The following is an 18,111-nucleotide window of genomic DNA, read 5'->3' as shown; positions in this document are numbered from 1 at the left end:
GCGTCATGGCATTCGAAGCAATGTTCCAGCCGATCCAGATCGGCAAACTGACCATCCGCAACCGCGTGCTCAGCACCGCGCACGCCGAGGTCTACGCCACTGACGGCGGCATGACGACCGACCGCTATGTGAAGTACTACGAAGAGAAGGCCAAGGGCGGCATCGGCCTGGCGATCTGCGGCGGCTCGTCCGTGGTCGCCATCGACAGCCCGCAAGAGTGGTGGGCGTCGGTCAACCTGTCGACCGACCGCATCATTCCGCACTTCCAGAACCTGGCCGACGCCATGCACAAGCATGGCGCCAAGATCATGATCCAGATTACCCACATGGGCCGTCGCTCGCGTTGGGACGGCTTCAACTGGCCGACCCTGATGTCGCCGTCGGGTATCCGTGAACCCGTGCACCGTGCCACCTGCAAGACCATCGAGGTGGAAGAGATCTGGCGGGTGATCGGCAACTACGCGCAGGCTGCGCGGCGTGCCAAAGAAGGCGGCTTGGACGGCGTCGAACTGTCGGCCGTGCACCAGCACATGATCGACCAGTTCTGGAGCCCGCGGGTCAACAAGCGTACCGACGAATGGGGCGGTACGTTCGAAGGCCGCATGAAGTTCGGCATGGAAGTGCTCAAGGCGGTGCGCGCCGAGGTCGGCGACGACTTCTGCGTGGGCATGCGTATCTGCGGCGACGAATTCCACCCCGATGGCCTGAGCCACGAGGACATGAAGCAGATCGCCGCCTATTACGACGCGACCGGCATGCTCGACTTCATCGGCGTGGTGGGGTCGGGTTGCGACACCCACAACACCCTGGCCAACGTTATCCCGAACATGAGCTACCCGCCGGAGCCGTTCCTGCACCTGGCGGCCGGCATCAAGGAAGTGGTCAAGGTCCCGGTGCTGCACGCGCAGAACATCAAAGACCCCAACCAGGCCACGCGCATCCTCGAAGGCGGCTATGTCGACATGGTCGGCATGACCCGCGCGCACATGGCTGACCCGCACCTGATCGCCAAGATCAAGATGGGGCAGATCGACCAGATCAAACAGTGCGTCGGTGCCAACTACTGCATCGACCGCCAGTACCAAGGCCTGGATGTACTGTGCATCCAGAACGCCGCGACCTCCCGTGAATACATGGGCGTGCCGCACATCATCGAGAAGACCACCGGCGTCAAGCGCAAGGTAGTGGTGGTTGGCGCCGGCCCTGCCGGCATGGAAGCCGCCCGCGTGGCTGCCGAGCGCGGCCACGACGTGACCCTGTTCGAGAAGAAAGACCAGATCGGCGGGCAGATCACCATCGCCGCCAAGGCACCGCAGCGCGACCAGATCGCCGGTATCACCCGCTGGTACCAACTGGAACTGGCACGCCTGAAAGTCGACCTGCGCCTGGGCACCGCTGCCAGCGTGGACGCGATCCAGGACCTGCGCCCGGACGTTATCGTGCTGGCGGTGGGCGGCCATCCGTTCGTCGAGCAGAACGAGCACTGGGGCGCGGCCGAAGGGCTGGTGGTCAGCAGCTGGGATGTGCTCGATGGCAAGGTTGCGCCGGGCAAGAACGTGCTGGTGTACGACACCATCTGCGAGTTCACCGGCATGTCGACGGCGGACTACATTGCCGACAAGGGCAGCCAGGTCGAAATCGTCACCGACGACATCAAGCCAGGCGTGGCCATGGGCGGCACGACCTTCCCGACCTACTACCGCAGCATGTACCCCAAAGAAGTGATCATGACCGGCGACATGATGCTGGAAAAGGTCTACCGCGAAGGCGACAAGTTGGTGGCGGTGCTGGAGAACGAATACACCGGTGCCAAGGAAGAACGCGTGGTTGACCAGGTGGTGGTCGAGAACGGCGTGCGCCCTGACGAGGAGCTGTACTACGCGCTGAAGGATGGCTCGCGCAACAAGGGCCAGATCGATGTGGAGGCGCTGTTTGCCATCAAGCCGCAGCCGATCCTCAGCCAGCCGGGCGAGGGCTACCTGCTGTACCGCATTGGCGACTGCGTGGCCCAGCGCAACGTGCATGCGGCGATCTACGACGCCTTGCGCCTGTGCAAGGATTTCTGATCCAGCGGGCATAAACGCCGTAAACCCCTGTGGGAGCCTCCCATGTTGAACACCCTTCTACCCATTCTGCTGTTCGCTGCCCTTGGCCTGGCGGTGCTCGGCGCCCTGCGCCGGGTGCGTATGTGGCGGCGTGGCCGAGCGTCCAAGGTCAATTTGATCGGCGGCCTGCTGGCCATGCCGCGACGCTACCTGGTCGACCTGCACCACGTGGTCGAACGCGACAAGTACATGTCCAAGACTCACGTCGCCACGGCGGGCGGCTTTGTGCTGTCGGCGGCCTTGGCGATCCTCGTGCACGGCTTCGGCCTGCAGAGCAAGATCCTTGGCTACGCGCTGCTGGTCGCCACGGTGATCATGTTCACCGGTGCGATCTTTGTCTTCAAACGCCGCCTTAACCCACCTGCGCGCCTGTCCAAGGGCCCGTGGATGCGCCTGCCGAAAAGCCTGCTGGTGTTTGCTGCAAGCTTCTTCATCGCCACCTTGCCGGTCGCCGGCATTCTGCCCGCCAACACCGGTGGCTGGGTGATGGTCGGCGTGCTTGGCCTGGGTGTGCTGTGGGGCGTGTCGGAGCTGTTCTTCGGCATGACCTGGGGCGGCCCGATGAAACACGCCTTCGCCGGTGCCTTGCACCTGGCCTGGCACCGCCGTGCCGAACGTTTCGGTGGCGGCCGCTCCACCGGCCTCAAGCCGCTGGACCTGGAAGACCCGAATGCGCCGCTGGGCGTGGAAAAACCGGTGGACTTCACCTGGAACCAGCTGCTCGGGTTCGATGCCTGCGTGCAGTGCGGTAAATGTGAAGCCATGTGCCCGGCCTATGCCGCTGGCCAGCCGCTGAACCCGAAAAAACTGATTCAAGACATGGTCATCGGCCTGGCCGGTGGCACCGACGCCAAGTTTGCTGGCAGCCCGTACCCGGGCAAGCCGATCGGCGAACATGGTGGCCACCCGCACCAGCCGATCGTCAACGGCCTGGTCGACGCCGAAACGCTGTGGTCGTGCACCACCTGCCGTGCCTGCGTCGAGGAATGCCCGATGATGATCGAGCACGTCGATGCCATCGTCGACATGCGCCGCCACCTTACCCTTGAAAAAGGTGCGACACCGAACAAAGGCGCGGAAGTACTGGAAAACCTGATCGCCACCGACAACCCAGGCGGCTTCGCCCCAGGCGGGCGGATGAACTGGGCGGCCGACCTCAACCTGAAACTGCTGTCGGACGTGAAAACCACCGAAGTGCTGTTCTGGGTGGGCGACGGCGCCTTCGACATGCGCAACCAGCGCACCCTGCGCTCGTTCGTCAAAGTGCTCAAGGCCTCGGGTGTGGACTTTGCCGTGCTTGGCCTGGAGGAGCGCGACAGCGGTGACGTGGCACGTCGCCTGGGTGATGAAGCAACCTTCCAGCAATTGGCCAAACGCAATATCCAGACCTTGGCCAAATATACGTTCCAGCGCATCGTCACCTGCGACCCGCACAGTTTCCATGTGCTGAAAAACGAGTACGGCGCGCTGGGTGGCGACTACCAGGTGCAGCACCACAGCACCTACATCGCCGAACTGATCGCAGCCAAGAAGCTCAACCTCGGCCAGCACAAGGGCGGCAGCGTCACCTACCACGACCCGTGCTACCTGGGCCGTTACAACGGTGAATACGAAGCGCCCCGTGAAGTGCTCAAGGCGTTGGGTATCGAAGTGCGCGAGATGGAACGCTCGGGCTTCCGTTCCCGTTGCTGTGGCGGCGGCGGCGGTGCGCCGATCACCGACATCCCGGGCAAGCAACGTATCCCCGACATGCGCATGGACGACATTCGCGAGACCCAGGCGGAGCTGGTTGCAGTGGGCTGCCCACAGTGCACCGCGATGCTTGAGGGCGTTGTCGAACCGCGCCCACAGATCAAGGACCTCGCCGAGTTGGTAGCCGATGTGCTGATCGAAGAGGAAACCCCTGCGGCCCCAAAGTCGCCAACGGTTAAACGTGAACCTGCGGAGGTGCACTGATGAGCGACATCATCCGCCGCGACCCACGCGCCGAGTGGATCGCCCGTAACCGTCTGCACCCGCTGCACGCGGCCATGCAGACGCAACAAACCAGCTGGATGGGGCCCAACGGCCTCATGCGCAAGAACCCGCATGCCATCGCCGCCGGTTTCATCGGCCCCAGTGGCATCAAGCGTATCGACCGCAGCGGTGCCCAGCAGGGCACGGGTGTCGGCGGGCGACGCACAGCGGCGGCGGCCGTCCAGTTGCCGCTGCACCAGGTGCCGGCGCCGGCGTTCTACATTGCCGTGGTGCCGGACATGGTCGGTGGCCGCCTGAGCAGCCACGACCGCGACCTGCTGGGCCTGGCCCATAGCCTGGCCGGCAACGACGGTGCTGTGTTGGCCGTGGTATTTGGCGAACATAAGGAAAGCAACTTTTCCACAGCCGGCGTCGACCGCCTGCTGGTTATCGAAGGCGAAGCGTTCGAGGGTTATGCACCCGAGCAGCTTGTGCAGGGGTTGCGGGCTGTGGATAACCAGTTCACGCCGCGCCACTGGCTGCTGCCCGACAGCCGCACCGGTGGCGGCGAGCTGGGGCGGCGCTTCGGTGCCGCCTTGGGCGAACGGCCCGCGACGCGGGTTTGGCAGGTCAAGGACGGCCAATGCATCGGCCGCGCCGGCGCGGGTCAACAGGACCTGCAACGCGCCGTGCCACGGTTGATCCTGGCTGCGGCAGAATGTGCGGAACCGGTCAGCGAAACCCGTCACGAAGCGCTGCCCGTAGAGTTGTCCACAAGCGTCGCACGCAGCCTGTCGCGTATCGAAGACCTCGGCTCGGTGGCCGTGGACCCGGCCACCATTGCCATGGCCGAGTCCGAGTTCATCGTTTCGGGCGGTAACGGCGTCAAGGACTGGGACCTGTACCACAAGGCAACTGCGGCCCTCGGCGCCACCGAAGGCGCCTCTCGGGTGGCAGTGGACGACGGCTTCATGCCGCGCAACCGCCAGGTCGGTGCTACCGGTACCTGGGTCACGGCACGGGTGTACGTGGCTGTGGGTATCTCTGGCGCGATCCAACACCTGCAGGGCATCGGTGCCTGCGACAAGGTGGTGGCGATCAACATGGACCCTGGCTGCGACATGATCAAACGGGCTGACCTGTCGGTGATTGGCGACAGTTCGGCGATTCTCAAGGCGTTGATCGAGGCTGTGGACAACTTCCGCAGCGGCGCCCAGCGCGACGCGGCATAAGGGCACGAGCATGAGTACGAAAGTCATCAGCCTGGTTTCCATCGGTGCTCACCCAAGCTCTGGCCGCGCGCGCCGCGCCGAGCAAGATGCCCGCGCCGTGGAGCTGGGGTTGCAACTGGCTGGGGATAACTTGCAGGTGGTGCATGCCGGTGACCCGCAGGAAGAGGCGCTGCGGGCCTATCTGGGCATGGGGCTGGAGCACCTGGACGTTCTGGAACAGCCAGCCGGGGGGGATGTGTTGGACGTGCTTGGCGACTACCTGCGCGACGCTGGTGCCCAGCTGGTGCTGACCGGGACTCAGGCTGAAACGGGCGAAGGTTCGGGCATGTTGCCGTTCCTGCTGGCCGAGAAGCTGGGCTGGCCGTTGATCGTTGGCCTGGCGGAAGTGGAGTCGATTGAAAATGGCACCGCCCAGGTGCTGCAGGCACTGCCACGCGGGCAGCGGCGTCGCCTGAAGGTGCGCCTGCCGTTGTTGGCGACTGTGGATAACGCTGCGCCCAAGCCACGCCAGAGCGCGTTCGGGCCGGCGCGGCGGGGTGTGTTGGCAGCGCGTAACGTGGCGATTGTCGAAGACGACCTGCTGGCCGAGGCAGAGCTGCAACCGGCCCGCCCACGGCCCAAGCGACTGAAGGTGATCAAGGCCAAGAGCGGCGCCGACCGGATGAAAGCGGCAACGGCCAAGGCCAGTGGCGGCGGGGGCAAGGTGCTCAAGGATGTATCGCCGCAAGAGGGCGCTGAGGCAATCCTCAAGCTATTGGTGGAGGAAGGGGTCCTGCGCTGAATTAGCAGGCCCTTCACATGCCTTGCATCATGCGCGCACTTTGTAGGAGCAGCCTTGTGCTGCGAAGAGGCCGGTAAATGCACAGTGATTCTTCGCTGCTGTCACGGGCCTCTTCGCAGCGCAAGGCTGCTCCTACAGGGCCGGTTTGCTGGGCCGTCAAGGCAGCTCGCCAGCCACATTGAAGGCCCAGAAGGCCAACCCTTCGATCACCGGTTCGAAGGTGACCCGCTCCCCTCCAGCAGACGCACCCTGCCCACCATCAGAATTGCACACCGTGCCACGAAATAGTCCCCGCTGCCGTCCTCAGCCTTGATCACTCCCACTCCCTTCACCTCGTGGAACCACTTCACAGTGCCGTTCAGGCGCCTGTGCATAAGTGACCTCTGGCTAAGCCCAACCTGTGGCTTCAATCAAACACAAAGGGGGTTATGTGGAAACTGGCAGAAATGACAGGTCCGGTGGGATCTTACCCCCGGAATCTGTTCGCCAAGGTGTGGATAAAGTGTTCGTGCTTCTCTGCAGGCCAAGAGGGACGCGGGATTCAAGGGCATGATCGAATAATGATCAAATAAAAGCTGGCATTGGGCTGTTTGAATGCGGGGCTGATGCGCGAAGTTCCCCACAATCGCTGTTGGCGGCTCTGTGGATAAGATGTTGGCCGTCGTCTGTAGCACATGCACATAGCGGGCTTGGCGATATCGTTCAAATAATGATCAAGTCTTCTCCGTATTGCGCAAACCGTTACCAACTGGGCCTTTCAAGCGTTTATTCACAGCCTTGAACAGACAACAAGAGGAGTTGTTAACGAATTCTGTTCATCCACCTGTGGGCAAGGTGTTCGTGAATGGTCGTAGCCCTTGTAGGGCCTGGGCTGTAGAGTTTTGTTCAAAATTCGACCAAGGCAACTGTCATTTCTGCCAGTTTCCTAATGTGCTCACGGGTACTATCGTCTCGTTATTCCATCGAAACGAGCTCAGACTATCGATGAATAACCTTTTGCTGATGACCGATAGGCAGCGTTCAGTGTTGGCGGGGCGCAGCTCAAGCTCGATAGAAAGAGCCTTCACCCCATACGGCTATGCGCCACTGGGGGCAGGCCCTCTCACGGCCTTTGCGGGGCAGCGTCATGATCCATTGACAGGGTGCTATCACCTTGGCAACGGACATAGGCTGTATGGCCCTCGCCAGATGCGTTACTTGAGCCCAGATCGCCTGAGCCCCTTTGGCAGGGGCGGGTTGAATGCATATGCCTACTGTGCAGCGGACCCTGTGAACCACATCGACCCTAGCGGCAGGTTCCTGGCGGTACTGACTTCAATTGAAGCTTCCAGAGCTACGACCCTTGCGGCCTATGCCGGCCTCAATGTGGCTGCCTGGATGACGCGTGCCCAAAACAACGCGGGTGTCTGGGGGCTGCGGCAACTGGCAGTCGAAACAGCATTGGTGACGACAGGCGTGGGAATGTTGTTTACCGGCTCGCCTAGTTTGCAGCCCGTGGCGTTGGGCTTGGTTACCGCTGGCAATACAACTTCGATCTTTAAATCGTTAATAACGATCGGGCAAAGGTTGGGAAATGGGTTGGGAGAAGCTTGGAGGTCTATAGGAGACAATATCCGCAGTGTTTTCAGTATAAAGCGTGAACAAAAACAAATTCTGCCTCCCACGCCTAGCCCAGCGTCGTCAATACCTGCTATTTCCAATACTGTCAGGGGGCTCAGAATCGATATGGACTCGGGCCATATGAGCATTCAGATGCATGAAATAGTCTCGGAGGTCAGATCTGGGGAGGTGAGTCCCCCTCAGCATTTACAGACGACTTGGCTGTGATGCGCCATACCCGCTCACGTAGCTATACCGCCTGGGGTGCTGTGTGTGGGGTGGTGTCTGGCTCCCGCCTGGCATTTTGCGGGGAATACCGCGACGCATTGGCTGGGCATTACCTTCTCGGTAACGGTCGACGGGCCTACAACCCAGCGCTCATGCGCTTCAACAGCGCCGATACGCTCAGCCCGTTTGGCAGGGGCGGGATAAATACCTATGCCTATTGCTTAAACGATCCGATCAACCGGGTCGATCGCAATGGCGCATTCTCCTTTCCCAACTCAGTTTATTTTGCTGTCTTGGCAGAAAGTGCACTTAACGTCGTGGATGGATTAATGGCGACGCTCAAACTGATCGTTCAGTCGCGCCAACTGGGCTCGACGCCTTCATTTAAGCAACAAGTTCAGGTCCTTGCCAAAACCCAAAAGGGGATTGCGAAAATTGCAGCGTCTGCCTTTGCTTGGAAGGAGCAGGGGGCTCCGACTATTCCGTCCGTGACAGAAAGTGCAATGGCGGGAGCTGTGGCTACGGGCCTTGGTATCACGGAGCGTTTTGTGAACCTCAAGCTGAGCTCGGATGTCGTGGTGCCCTATCTGTGGAAATCACCAGGCCAGATACCCGGCGTGGTCGTGGACCTTATGCGGATTCAGACAGGAATTAGCCCGGTGCAGACGATTGTCAGTAACGTTGTGCAGAAGATCCGTGGAAACCCGGTGGGCACGATTGATCGTGCATGAAGGTCATAACCAGGCAGCCAATTTTCTGCCTGCCTGGTTCACTATTGTTTACTGCGCCTGCACTTCCTTCAAATACGGCGCCGGCTCCGCCCCCAGGTTCTCCAGCACCCGCTGGCTGTACCAGTCGATGAAGTTCACCACACCAAACTCATAAGTCTTCGAGTACGGCCCTGGCTGATAAGCCGTGGAGTTGATCCCGCGCTGGTTCTCTTCCGCCAGGCGGCGGTCCTGGTCGTTGGTGGCATCCCACACCTTGCGCATGCGCTCCGGGTCGTAGTCGACGCCTTCAACCGCATCCTTGTGCACCAGCCACTTGGTGGTGACCAAGGTCTCCTGGGCGCTGATCGGCCACACGGTGAAGACGATCATGTGATCGCCCATGCAGTGGTTCCACGAGTGCGGCAGGTGCAGGATGCGCATCGAGCCGAGGTCCGGGTTCTTGATACGGCCCATCAGCTTCTGGCAGGCTTGCTTGCCGTCCATGGTCATCGACACAGTGCCCTTGAGCAGCGGCATGCGCACGATGCGGTTACGCAGGCCGTGGCTCTTGTGCAGGTACGGGATTTTCTCGGCTTCCCAGGCGGCGGCAGAGGCAGCCACGTGGTCTTTGAATTCCTGGCTGGCACGCGGGTCGTTGGTGTCGTCCCATTCCAGCAGGGTCTGCAGCAGCTCGGGGTGCGAGCCGCTGCAGTGGTAGCACTCGCGGTTGTTTTCCAGTACCAGCTTCCAGTTGGCCTTTTCCAGCAACTGGGTCTGCACCGCGATCTTGGTGTTCTCCATGTCGTACGGTTCCATGTAATGGTCCAAAGTGGCCAGGAACTCGTCGATGGCTGGCGGGTTTTCCGCCAGGCTGATGAAGATGTAACCCCCCGCGACCTTCACGTTCACAGGCTTGAGGCCGTATTCCTTCATGTCGAAGTCGGCGCCCATTTCGGTGCCGGCGAACAGCAGGCGGCCGTCCAGCTCGTAGGTCCACTGGTGGTAATGGCAGACCAGCTTGGCCACCTTGCCCTTGTCGCTGGTGCACAGGCGCGAGCCGCGGTGGCGGCAGACGTTGTGGAAGGCGTGTACCTTACCTTCTGCGCCACGGATGACGATGATCGGGTTCTTGCCGATCTGCAGGGTGATGAAGTTGCCTTTGGCCGGAATCTCGCAAGTCATGCCGGCGATCAGCCACTCTTTGTGGAAGATCTCCTGCATGTCGATCTGGAACAGACGCTCGTCGGTGTAGAAAGGCTGGGGCAGCGAGTAGGTGCGCTCGCGGGTTTGCAGCATCTCGGCGGTGGCCTTGCGTGCTGCTTCCAGTGGATCGCCCAGGCTCAGGGTTGCGGTGACGTCCATCGTGTGGTCCTCGGGGCCGTGTGCGGCCGGCAAAAGGTGGCTAATCATTGTTGTGGTGCCGCAAGGCTGTCGTTAAAAAAACAGCAGGTTCTTTTGCCGTGGAGTGTGCGTCCGAAGGCGTCGTGAACCGTATCCATGGGCGACATGGCCGATTGGAATAACGACGCCACAGCCCTTGTAGCATGGGGCTGGTCGCGATAAGTACGCCGATGTCGCAGGCAGGAATGTACGTCGCCTTCAGCTTGCGCATTATCGACGCCATAAAAAGGCCAATAGTCGGCTGCTGGAGATGAACATGTCCGATACCTTCCTCAATCCGGTCACCACCCAGACCTGGGCCAACGGCCGCCACATCGTGCGCTGCGTCAAGGTCATCCAGGAGACCTGGGACGTGCGCACCTTCTGCTTCATGGCCGACCAACCGATCATGTTCTTCTTCAAGCCAGGGCAGTTCGTCACCCTGGAGCTTGAGATCGAAGGCAAGCCGGTGATGCGCTCCTACACCATCTCCAGTTCGCCGTCGGTGCCATACAGCTTCTCTATCACCGTCAAGCGGGTGCCGGGTGGGCATGTCTCCAACTACCTGCACGACACCATGCACGAAGGCGCCGAACTGCCTGTGCACGGGCCGGTGGGGCTGTTCAACGCCATCGACTTCCCGTCGGGCAAAGTGTTGTACCTCTCGGGCGGTGTCGGTATTACCCCGGTAATGTCGATGGCGCGGTGGTTCTACGACACCAACGCCAATGTCGACATGGTCTTCGTGCACAGCGCCCGTTCGCCGAAAGACATCATCTTCCACCGCGAGCTGGAGCAGATGGCCTCGCGCATCCCCAACTTCAGCCTGCACATCATTTGCGAGAAGCACGGGCTGGGCGAGCCCTGGGCCGGTTACCGCGGTTACCTGAACCAGCGTTTGATGGAACTGATCGCGCCCGACTACATGGAGCGCACGGTATTCTGCTGCGGCCCGACGCCGTACATGACCGCGGTCAAACGCATGCTGGAAGCCGTCGGCTTCGACATGAAGAACTACCACGAAGAGTCGTTCGGCGCGACGCCCGCAGAAGCCAAGGCCGATGCCGTGGAGCATGCCGAGCAGGCTGCCGATGCGCCGGAAGTGGATGTTTCGGACCTCAACCTGGTGGAGTTCATCGGCAGCGAGAAGAGCATCCGCATCGCCCCGGGCGAGACCGTGCATGCGGCGGCGGCGAAAGTTGGGCTGATGATCCCCAAGGCTTGCGGCATGGGCATTTGCGGGACATGCAAAGTGCTCAAGCTGGGTGGCGAGGTGGAGATGGAACACAACGGCGGCATTACCGAGGATGACGAGGCCGAGGGGTACATCCTGTCGTGCTGCAGTGTGCCGAAAGGGGATGTGCGGATCGATTACTGATCTGCAGATTTTGGGGCAGCTCTGCGGCCCATTCGCGGCACAAGGCCGCTCCCACAGGTTCACCGCAGTCTTGAGGGTTACGGTGATTTTGTGGGAGCGGGCTTGCCCCGCGAAGGGGCCATCAGATCCACACAGCATCCCAATGTGGATAATCGCCAGCACGGTTTACCAGCCCTGCTCTTATGGGGTTGGCAACGATGTACCTCGCCATTTGCAGCACACTCTCCTCCCGGCGCAAAGCCCGGTCCTGATAGCCCGGCTGCCATACCTTTTCGCGCCGCATACCCCGCTGATAAAGCGCATGACTGCTGCGCGACTTGAACCTGCGCATCAGGCAGCACAACGTGCCACTTCGCAGTTCGATCAGCCAATGCACGTGGTCAGGCATTACCACCCAGGCCAGGGATCGGCAAAGCCCGTCGAGCTCGGCCTGTCTCAGTTGCTGGATCACGCCTCGGGCAAACTGCAGTTGAGTGAAGATCCGCTTGCGTTCAAGAGTGACCGTGGTCAGCAGGTAAAGCCCGCCCGGCTGAGAAAAACGGCCACGGCGCAGTAGGTGGGATTGGGCACGGTCCATGTGATGCTCCCTGAATTAAGATTCAGGTGAAACACTAGGTTAGCGGGTAGTGGCCTGAGACTGGAAATGGTTGCTGGATGTTGGAGGGAGGGCAGTGCCGGCCCTTTCGCGGGGCAAGCCCGCTCCCACAGCTTCTGCGCAAGCCTGAAGTATGCGGTGAACCTGTGGGAGCGGGCTTGCCCCGCGAAAGGGGCCGCAGATCAGGTGCGGAAGCGCGCTACCAGCCCATTCAAATCCACCGCCAACCGCGACAACTCGGCACTCGCCGCGCTGGTCTGATGCGCCCCGGTCGCGCTCTGCACCGACAGGTCATTGATATTCACCAGGTTGCGGTCCACCTCACGGGCCACCTGGGCCTGCTCTTCCGCCGCACTGGCAATCACCAGGTTACGCTCGTTGATCTGCGCCACCGCACCCGCAATGGTGTCCAGCGCCATGCCCGCACCCCGGGCGATATTCAAGGTCGACGCGGCACGTTCTGTGCTGGTGCGCATCGACTCCACCGCCTCTTCGGTCCCGCCCTGGATGCTACCAATCATCCGCTCGATTTCGCTGGTCGACTGCTGGGTACGATGGGCCAATGCCCGCACTTCATCCGCCACCACGGCAAAACCGCGGCCTGCTTCACCGGCACGGGCCGCTTCGATCGCGGCATTGAGCGCCAGCAGGTTGGTCTGGTCGGCCAGGCCGCGAATCACATCCAGCACTTTGCCAATGTCGCGCGACTGCTCGGCCAGGTGGGTGATCAGCGTGGCAGTGGCCTGCACATCACCGCTCATGCGCTCGATGGCGCCGACGGTTTCCAGTACCAGGTCGCGCCCGTCGCCGGCCGATCGGCTGGCTTCACCAGAGGCCTCCGAGGTGCTGACTGCATTGCGCGCCACTTCTTCCACGGCGCTGGTCATCTCGGTGACCGCAGTGGCGGCCTGCTCGATTTCGTTGTTCTGCTGCTGCAAGCCACGGGCGCTTTCGTCGGTGACACTGTTGAGCTCTTCCGCGGCCGAGGCCAGTTGGGTCGCCGAACCGGCAATCAATTGCAGGGTGTCGCGCAGTTTCTCCTGCATGCGGGCCATGGCGCGTAGCAGGCGCGCGGCTTCGTCGGTGCCTTCGGCACGGATGACGTGGGTGAGGTCGCCGTCGGCCACCTGCTCGGCGCATTTGAGCGCCTCTTCAATCGGTTTGACGATACTGCGGGTCAGCAGGAAGGCGCACAGCAGGGTCAGCACCGTGGCTGCGATCAACAGGCCAATCACCAGGGCGAAGGCAGAGGCGTACTGGCTGGCAGCCGTTTCATTGGTGGCGCGGGTCTGGTCGGTGTTGATGCGCACCAAGGTGTCCATGACCTTGTTGATCTGCTCGGAGTTGGCCAGCATGTCGCGGTTGAGCAGGTCGCGCAATTCGTCGGTGCGGCCTGCCTGGCTCAGGCTACGCATGCGCGTCTCCAGCTGGCGGTACTGATTGAGCAGTTGGCTGTATTGATCGTAAGCCGCTTGCTCGTCGCGTGCGCCGATCATGGGCTCGTAGGCACGGCGCGCCTGGTCGATCTGGGTGTTGCGTTGGTCCAGCAGGTTGAGGGTGTCGCGCTGCGTCTCTGGGTCGCGGTTGAGCAGCAGGCGATAGGAAAGGGTGCGCATACGCAGGTTCAGCGCAGTAAGTTCGTCCAGCGTCTTGATGCTGGGCACGCTGATGCTTTCGATGGCAACGCCGGCCTGGCGGATGTTGCCCATCTGCATCAGCGAGAAGATGCCGAGGCCGAGCATCAACAGGCCGATCAGCGCGAAGCCGAGCAGCGCGCGCGGGGCGATATTCATGTTGCGTAGGGACATGAGGGGCGTAATCCAGGCAAGGGAAAGAGGTCGCAGGGGAGGGCGACGAAATATGACTTGCCTGGCTATCGGTCGTGACTGGTCAGTCTTGAGCGAGACCGGTGAAAATTGTGAGCGCGCTAACCTTTTCCTGACCGGCGGTTGATCCAAGTCGGAACAAGCAGGCGCTTACCCTGTCAATCTGCGGGTTAGAAACCTTAAGAATCCGATATTTAATGGCGAGGACTCACGCTTTTCTTTATCGTGTGCGGCCTTTGCAACAACCTGAGATAGACCCCATGCTGGAAGCCTCCCTGAATCAAATCGAGCAACTGGTCAGCGACCTGATGCAGAAAAACGCTCAACTCACCGAGCAGAACACTACCCTGGGTCAGCAACTGGCCCAGGCCAAGGAAGAAAACGAGACCCTGCAGCTGTCGCTGATGGAGCAGGAAGAGAAGAACGGCGCCACCGCCGCGCGCATTCAGGCGCTGGTTGACCGCGCCAATGCGGGTGTCGTCAACGCATGAGTCTGCAAGCGCAGCCGGTCAATGTCGTGTCGATCCTCGGCAGCGACTATTCGATCAAGGCGCCCGAAGGCCAGGAAGAAACCCTGGCGCAGGCGGTGCGGATGCTGAACACCGCCCTGGCCGAGACCAAGCGTTCCTACCCGACCCTGATCGGTGACAAGCTGCTGGTGCTGGCGGCCCTGAACCTGTGTTCCAAGCAGGTTGAGCTGAAAAAAGAGCATCAGCAGACGCTGGCGCGTACCCAGGCGCAGATCGACGCCACGGTGGACGCGATCGTTCGGACTATCGCCGAACAATAAAGCACTCCGCGATCCCTTGTAGGAGCAGCCTTGTGCTGCGAAGAGGCCGGTGAAAACGCAGTGATTTCCGCTGCTGTCACCGGCCTCTTCGCAGCACAAGGCTGCTCCTACAATGTCCCAGATCACTGGAATAACTGGATACGTGAGTGTATACACTTCCCCCAAAACAATAATTGGCGGGGAGCACGGGCATGCGTATCTGGCGGCAAAGTATCCAGTGGCAATTGATCGCAAGCATGGGCGCAGCCCTGCTGGCGAGCATCCTGGTGGTGGTGATCATTTTCACGGTGGCGCTCAACCGCCTCACCGAACGCTACCTGGTCGACACCGCGCTGCCAGCCAGTGTCGAGGCAATCCGCAACGATATCGAGCGCATGCTCGGCCAGCCGCTGGTGGCGGCCGCCGACATAGCCGGCAATACCCTGCTGCGCGATTGGCTTGCCGAGGGCGAAGACCCCGCTCAAACCTCACGCTTTATCGAATACCTTGAGGCTGCCAAGCAGCGCAACAAAGCCTTTACCACGCTGTTCGCCTCCACCGAAACCGGCCACTACTACAACGAGAAGGGGCTGGACCGCACACTCAGCCGGGCCAACCCGAAGGACACGTGGTTCTACGGCTACATCGACAGCGGCGCCGAGCGCCTGATTAATATCGACATTGACGGTGCCACGGGCGAGTTGGCGCTGTTCATCGACTATCGCGTGGAAAAAGACGGCAAGCTGGTTGGCGTGGCGGGTATGGGCTTGCGCATGACCGAGTTGTCGAAGCTGATCCACGATTTCAGCTTTGGCGAGCACGGCAAGGTATTTTTGGTACGCAACGATGGGCTGATCCAGGTGCACCCGGACAGCGCCTTCAGCGGCAAGCGCCAGCTTGTCGACCAGCTTGACGCACAGGCCGCGAAAGCGGTGATGAGTGGCGACCAGGGCCTGCGTACCAGCCGCTTCCAGCGTGATGGCGAAGGCTACCTGGCATTAGGCTTGCCTCTGCGCGACCTGAACTGGACCTTGGTCGCCGAAGTGCCTGAGGCCGAGATCTACGCACAGATGCATCAGGCAGTCTGGCTTACCACCTTGATCGGTGGCGGCGTGGCGCTGTTGTCGTTGCTGCTGGTGGTGTTGCTGGCGCGCGGCTTGGTACGGCCGATCCGCCGCGTCACGGCCGCACTGGTGCAGATCGGCAGCGGCGCGGGAGACCTTAGCCACCGCCTGGATGATTCGCGCCAAGACGAACTGGGTGACTTGGCCCGAGGCTTCAACCGCTTCCTCGACAGCCAGCGCGGGTTGATCGGCGAGGTGCTGCGCACGACTGAACGCTTGCACCTGGCCGTCGAGCAGGTGACCCAGGTGGTGGACAACACGGCCGAGCGCTCCGGTCGCCAGCAGGAAATGACCGAAATGGTCGCCACCGCCGTGCATGAGATGGGCCTGACCGTGCAGGACATCGCCCGCAATGCTGGCAATGCCGCTGAAGCGTCACAATCGGCGCGCGACGAAGCTTTACAGGCGCGTGACGTGGTGCGGCGCTCGATCCAGGGTATTGAAGGCATGTCCGGCGACATCGGCAAGGCGGCGGATGCGGTCGCACAGTTGGCCGACGAAGTCGCCTCGATCGATGAAGTATTGGCGGTGATCCGCAGTATTTCCGAACAAACCAACCTCTTGGCGCTGAACGCTGCCATCGAGGCGGCGCGGGCAGGGGAGATGGGGCGTGGTTTTGCCGTGGTCGCCGATGAGGTGCGTACCCTGGCGCGGCGTACGCAGCTGTCTACCGATGAAGTGCAGCAGATGATCCAGCGCTTGAAGCAGGGCGCAGGCTCGGCGGTGACGTCGATGCAGGCAGGGCAGCAGGCGACGGGCAGCGGCGTTGAGTCGAGCCAACGTACCGGTGCCTCGCTGGGGGCGATTACCGACAAGGTCGAGCACATCAGCGACATGAACCATCAGGTGGCGACAGCGACTGAAGAGCAGTCAGCGGTGACGGAGGAGATCAACCGGACGGTACAGGGGATTTCCGACCTGGCCAGGGAGACGGCGGCGGAGGTGCAGGGGTGCCGGGCGGAGTGCCAGGCGTTGCGTGGGTTGGCTGATGATTTGGCGCGGCAGATGGGTGGGTTCAAGCTTTAGATTGTTGGAGCTGCTGGCATCGCATTCGCGGGGCAAGCCCGCTCCCACAGGGTCCTCACAGATGCTGAAACTGTGCAGGACCTGTTGGAGCGGGCTTGCCCCGCGAATGCGATCTATCAGGCAGTGATGATCGCGCGGATATCCGCCGCCAGCTCACGCACCCGGTCTTCTTCAGTATCCCAGGAGCACATGAACCGCGCCCCGCCACTGCCAATAAAGGTATAGAACCGCCAGCCCTTGCCCCGCAGCGCTTCAATCGCGTGCTCTGGCATCTGCAGAAACACCCCGTTGGCCTCCACCGGGAACATCAGCTCCACCCCTGGCAGGTCGCTCACCAGCGATGCCAGCAGCTGCGCGCAGTGGTTGGCGTGCGTGCCGTGGCGCAGCCAGGCGCCATCTTCCAACAGCCCGACCCAGGGCGCAGACAAGAAGCGCATCTTCGACGCCAACTGCCCGGCCTGCTTGCAGCGGTAGTCGAAGTCTTCGGCCAGCTGGCGATTGAAGAACAGGATCGCCTCGCCCACCGCCATGCCGTTCTTGGTGCCGCCAAAACACAGCACATCGACGCCGGCCTTCCAGGTCAGCTCTGCCGGGCTGCAACCGAGGAACGCGCAGGCATTGGTGAAGCGTGCGCCGTCCATGTGCAGGTTAAGGCCCAGTTCCTTGCAGGTGGCGCTGATCGCCTTGAGCTCGTCGGGGCGGTACACGGTGCCCACTTCGGTGGCCTGGGTGAGTGTTACCACACGTGGCTTGGGGTAGTGGATGTCCTGGCGCTTCAACGCCACTTCTCGGATCGACTCAGGCGTCAGCTTACCGTTGACGCTGGGCGCGGTGAGCAGCTTGGAACCGTTGGAGAAAAACTCCGGCGCGCCGCATTCGTCGGTTTCGACGTGGGCGGTCTCGGAGCAGATAACGCTGTGGTAGCTCTGGCACAGCGAGGCCAGGGCCAGGGAGTTGGCTGCAGTGCCGTTGAAGGCGAAGAACACTTCGCAGTCGGTTTCGAACAAGTTGCGGAAGTACTCGGCGGCGCGCTCGGTCCACTGGTCATCGCCATAGGCGCGTTCGTGGCCCATGTTGGCCTTGGCCATGGCGGCCCAGGCTTCGGGGCAGATGCCGGAATAGTTGTCGCTGGCGAATTGTTGGCTCTTATCTGTCATGACACGGTCCTGTGAACGACGCAGAACAGCACTCTAAACCATCGATTCAGCAGTTGCCTATACAACCCAGACATAAGCTGATTTCAGGGTTGTCTGCACGGGCCTCTTCGCGGGTAAACCCCGCTCCCACAATGTGGACTGCCCCCAGAAAGTTGGACAGTTTCAGCTAGCAGCCTGAGCCCTGTAATCAACAGGGCTCAGGCCGTTAAGCCTTAGCTTGATGCGGTCATGGTTGTAGTAATGAA

Annotated in this window: 15 protein-coding genes and 2 pseudogenes; 11 read left to right on the top strand and 6 right to left on the bottom strand. The window is 61.5% G+C overall.

Annotated features, from left to right (window positions below; all coding sequences use genetic code 11):
- Positions 1 to 5 precede the first annotated feature (5 nt).
- From dgcA to HU750_RS27440, 6 genes are all read left to right on the top strand, one after another.
- On the top strand, positions 6 to 2,066 hold the full coding sequence (gene dgcA, locus HU750_RS24705; protein ID WP_186682911.1) for a dimethylglycine demethylation protein DgcA: 2,061 nt from the start codon (positions 6 to 8) through the stop codon (positions 2,064 to 2,066).
- A gap of 42 nt (positions 2,067 to 2,108) precedes the next feature.
- Entirely contained in the window at positions 2,109 to 4,061 is a 1,953-nt protein-coding gene (gene dgcB, locus HU750_RS24700; protein WP_099428112.1) for a dimethylglycine demethylation protein DgcB, read from the top strand.
- The gene (gene etfA / locus HU750_RS24695; protein WP_186682909.1) at positions 4,061 to 5,293 is read left to right on the top strand and encodes an electron transfer flavoprotein subunit alpha; all 1,233 of its coding nucleotides are present in this window, start codon (positions 4,061 to 4,063) and stop codon (positions 5,291 to 5,293) included. Before dgcB ends, etfA begins: the two co-directional genes overlap by 1 nt.
- A 10-nt stretch (positions 5,294 to 5,303) precedes the next feature.
- Positions 5,304 to 6,074, top strand: a complete 771-nt coding sequence (gene etfB, locus HU750_RS24690) for an electron transfer flavoprotein subunit beta (RefSeq protein WP_186682907.1) — start codon at positions 5,304 to 5,306, stop codon at positions 6,072 to 6,074.
- A 984-nt stretch (positions 6,075 to 7,058) separates the two neighbouring features.
- On the top strand, positions 7,059 to 7,901 hold the full coding sequence (locus tag HU750_RS24680) for an RHS repeat-associated core domain-containing protein (protein ID WP_186682903.1): 843 nt from the start codon (positions 7,059 to 7,061) through the stop codon (positions 7,899 to 7,901).
- Positions 7,901 to 8,632 (top strand): RHS repeat-associated core domain-containing protein, encoded by a 732-nt coding sequence (locus HU750_RS27440; protein ID WP_186682901.1) that lies wholly within the window; start codon positions 7,901 to 7,903, stop codon positions 8,630 to 8,632. The genes HU750_RS24680 and HU750_RS27440 overlap by 1 nt, the downstream gene beginning before the upstream one ends.
- Positions 8,633 to 8,680: 48 nt before the next feature.
- On the opposite strand, the gene gbca is transcribed toward HU750_RS27440, so the two are convergent.
- A complete protein-coding gene (gene gbca / locus HU750_RS24670; protein ID WP_186682899.1) occupies positions 8,681 to 9,973 on the bottom strand; it encodes a glycine betaine monooxygenase oxygenase subunit in 1,293 nt (430 codons plus the stop codon).
- 295 nt (positions 9,974 to 10,268) lie between these two features.
- On the opposite strand from gbca, the gene gbcB reads away from it, so the two are divergent.
- A complete protein-coding gene (gene gbcB, locus HU750_RS24665) occupies positions 10,269 to 11,369 on the top strand; it encodes a glycine betaine monooxygenase reductase subunit (protein ID WP_186682897.1) in 1,101 nt (366 codons plus the stop codon).
- A gap of 121 nt (positions 11,370 to 11,490) precedes the next feature.
- On the opposite strand, the gene HU750_RS24660 is transcribed toward gbcB, so the two are convergent.
- The 3 genes and pseudogenes from HU750_RS24660 to HU750_RS27665 form a co-directional block, all read right to left on the bottom strand.
- Entirely contained in the window at positions 11,491 to 11,946 is a 456-nt protein-coding gene (locus HU750_RS24660; protein WP_186682895.1) for an REP-associated tyrosine transposase, read from the bottom strand.
- A gap of 200 nt (positions 11,947 to 12,146) precedes the next feature.
- On the bottom strand, positions 12,147 to 13,010 hold the full coding sequence (locus tag HU750_RS27670) for a methyl-accepting chemotaxis protein (RefSeq protein ID WP_371918313.1): 864 nt from the start codon (positions 13,008 to 13,010) through the stop codon (positions 12,147 to 12,149).
- A pseudogene (locus tag HU750_RS27665) lies at positions 13,002 to 13,757 on the bottom strand (MCP four helix bundle domain-containing protein); the annotation flags it as partial. The pseudogene HU750_RS27665 and the gene HU750_RS27670, both read right to left, overlap by 9 nt.
- A 293-nt stretch (positions 13,758 to 14,050) precedes the next feature.
- On the opposite strand from HU750_RS27665, the gene HU750_RS24650 reads away from it, so the two are divergent.
- From HU750_RS24650 to HU750_RS27655, 4 genes and pseudogenes are all read left to right on the top strand, one after another.
- Entirely contained in the window at positions 14,051 to 14,281 is a 231-nt protein-coding gene (locus HU750_RS24650) for an MreC domain-containing protein (protein ID WP_027594302.1), read from the top strand.
- Positions 14,278 to 14,580, top strand: a complete 303-nt coding sequence (locus tag HU750_RS24645; RefSeq protein WP_186682891.1) for a cell division protein ZapA — start codon at positions 14,278 to 14,280, stop codon at positions 14,578 to 14,580. The genes HU750_RS24650 and HU750_RS24645 overlap by 4 nt, the downstream gene beginning before the upstream one ends.
- 191 nt (positions 14,581 to 14,771) lie before the next feature.
- A pseudogene (locus tag HU750_RS27660) lies at positions 14,772 to 15,845 on the top strand (HAMP domain-containing protein); the annotation flags it as partial.
- Between the two features lie 126 nt (positions 15,846 to 15,971).
- Entirely contained in the window at positions 15,972 to 16,709 is a 738-nt protein-coding gene (locus tag HU750_RS27655) for a methyl-accepting chemotaxis protein (RefSeq protein WP_374707387.1), read from the top strand.
- Positions 16,710 to 16,825: 116 nt separating this feature from the next.
- Here HU750_RS27655 and HU750_RS24635 read toward each other — a convergent pair whose 3' ends face one another.
- Together HU750_RS24635 and HU750_RS24630 are read right to left on the bottom strand one after the other, a co-directional pair.
- A complete protein-coding gene (locus tag HU750_RS24635; protein WP_186682887.1) occupies positions 16,826 to 17,866 on the bottom strand; it encodes a threonine aldolase family protein in 1,041 nt (346 codons plus the stop codon).
- Positions 17,867 to 18,028: 162 nt separating this feature from the next.
- Positions 18,029 to 18,111, bottom strand: an 83-nt coding sequence (locus HU750_RS24630) for an IS3 family transposase (RefSeq protein ID WP_186679064.1), incomplete at its 5' end; no start/stop codon positions are given.

The organism is Pseudomonas sp. SWRI50, assembly GCF_014269095.1.
GTDB lineage: Bacteria > Pseudomonadota > Gammaproteobacteria > Pseudomonadales > Pseudomonadaceae > Aquipseudomonas > Aquipseudomonas kermanshahensis.
The sequence above is the reverse complement of the archived record's forward strand: the minus strand, read 5'-3'. Positions and strand labels throughout refer to the sequence as shown.

Bases quoted from the DNA above. Each gene is read 5' to 3' on its own strand.
- HU750_RS24645 (WP_186682891.1), top strand. From the start codon at position 14,278: ATGAGTCTGCAAGCGCAGCCGGTCAATGTCGTGTCGATCCTCGGCAGC.
- HU750_RS27655 (WP_374707387.1), top strand. From the start codon at position 15,972: ATGACCGAAATGGTCGCCACCGCCGTGCATGAGATGGGCCTGACCGTG.
- dgcB (WP_099428112.1), top strand. From the start codon at position 2,109: ATGTTGAACACCCTTCTACCCATTCTGCTGTTCGCTGCCCTTGGCCTG.
- HU750_RS24660 (WP_186682895.1), bottom strand. From the start codon at position 11,946: ATGGACCGTGCCCAATCCCACCTACTGCGCCGTGGCCGTTTTTCTCAG.
- gbcB (WP_186682897.1), top strand. From the start codon at position 10,269: ATGTCCGATACCTTCCTCAATCCGGTCACCACCCAGACCTGGGCCAAC.
- dgcA (WP_186682911.1), top strand. From the start codon at position 6: ATGGCATTCGAAGCAATGTTCCAGCCGATCCAGATCGGCAAACTGACC.
- HU750_RS24650 (WP_027594302.1), top strand. From the start codon at position 14,051: ATGCTGGAAGCCTCCCTGAATCAAATCGAGCAACTGGTCAGCGACCTG.
- etfA (WP_186682909.1), top strand. From the start codon at position 4,061: ATGAGCGACATCATCCGCCGCGACCCACGCGCCGAGTGGATCGCCCGT.
- HU750_RS24635 (WP_186682887.1), bottom strand. From the start codon at position 17,866: ATGACAGATAAGAGCCAACAATTCGCCAGCGACAACTATTCCGGCATC.
- HU750_RS24680 (WP_186682903.1), top strand. From the start codon at position 7,059: ATGAATAACCTTTTGCTGATGACCGATAGGCAGCGTTCAGTGTTGGCG.
- etfB (WP_186682907.1), top strand. From the start codon at position 5,304: ATGAGTACGAAAGTCATCAGCCTGGTTTCCATCGGTGCTCACCCAAGC.
- HU750_RS27670 (WP_371918313.1), bottom strand. From the start codon at position 13,010: ATGCAGGAGAAACTGCGCGACACCCTGCAATTGATTGCCGGTTCGGCG.
- gbca (WP_186682899.1), bottom strand. From the start codon at position 9,973: ATGGACGTCACCGCAACCCTGAGCCTGGGCGATCCACTGGAAGCAGCA.
- HU750_RS27440 (WP_186682901.1), top strand. From the start codon at position 7,901: ATGCGCCATACCCGCTCACGTAGCTATACCGCCTGGGGTGCTGTGTGT.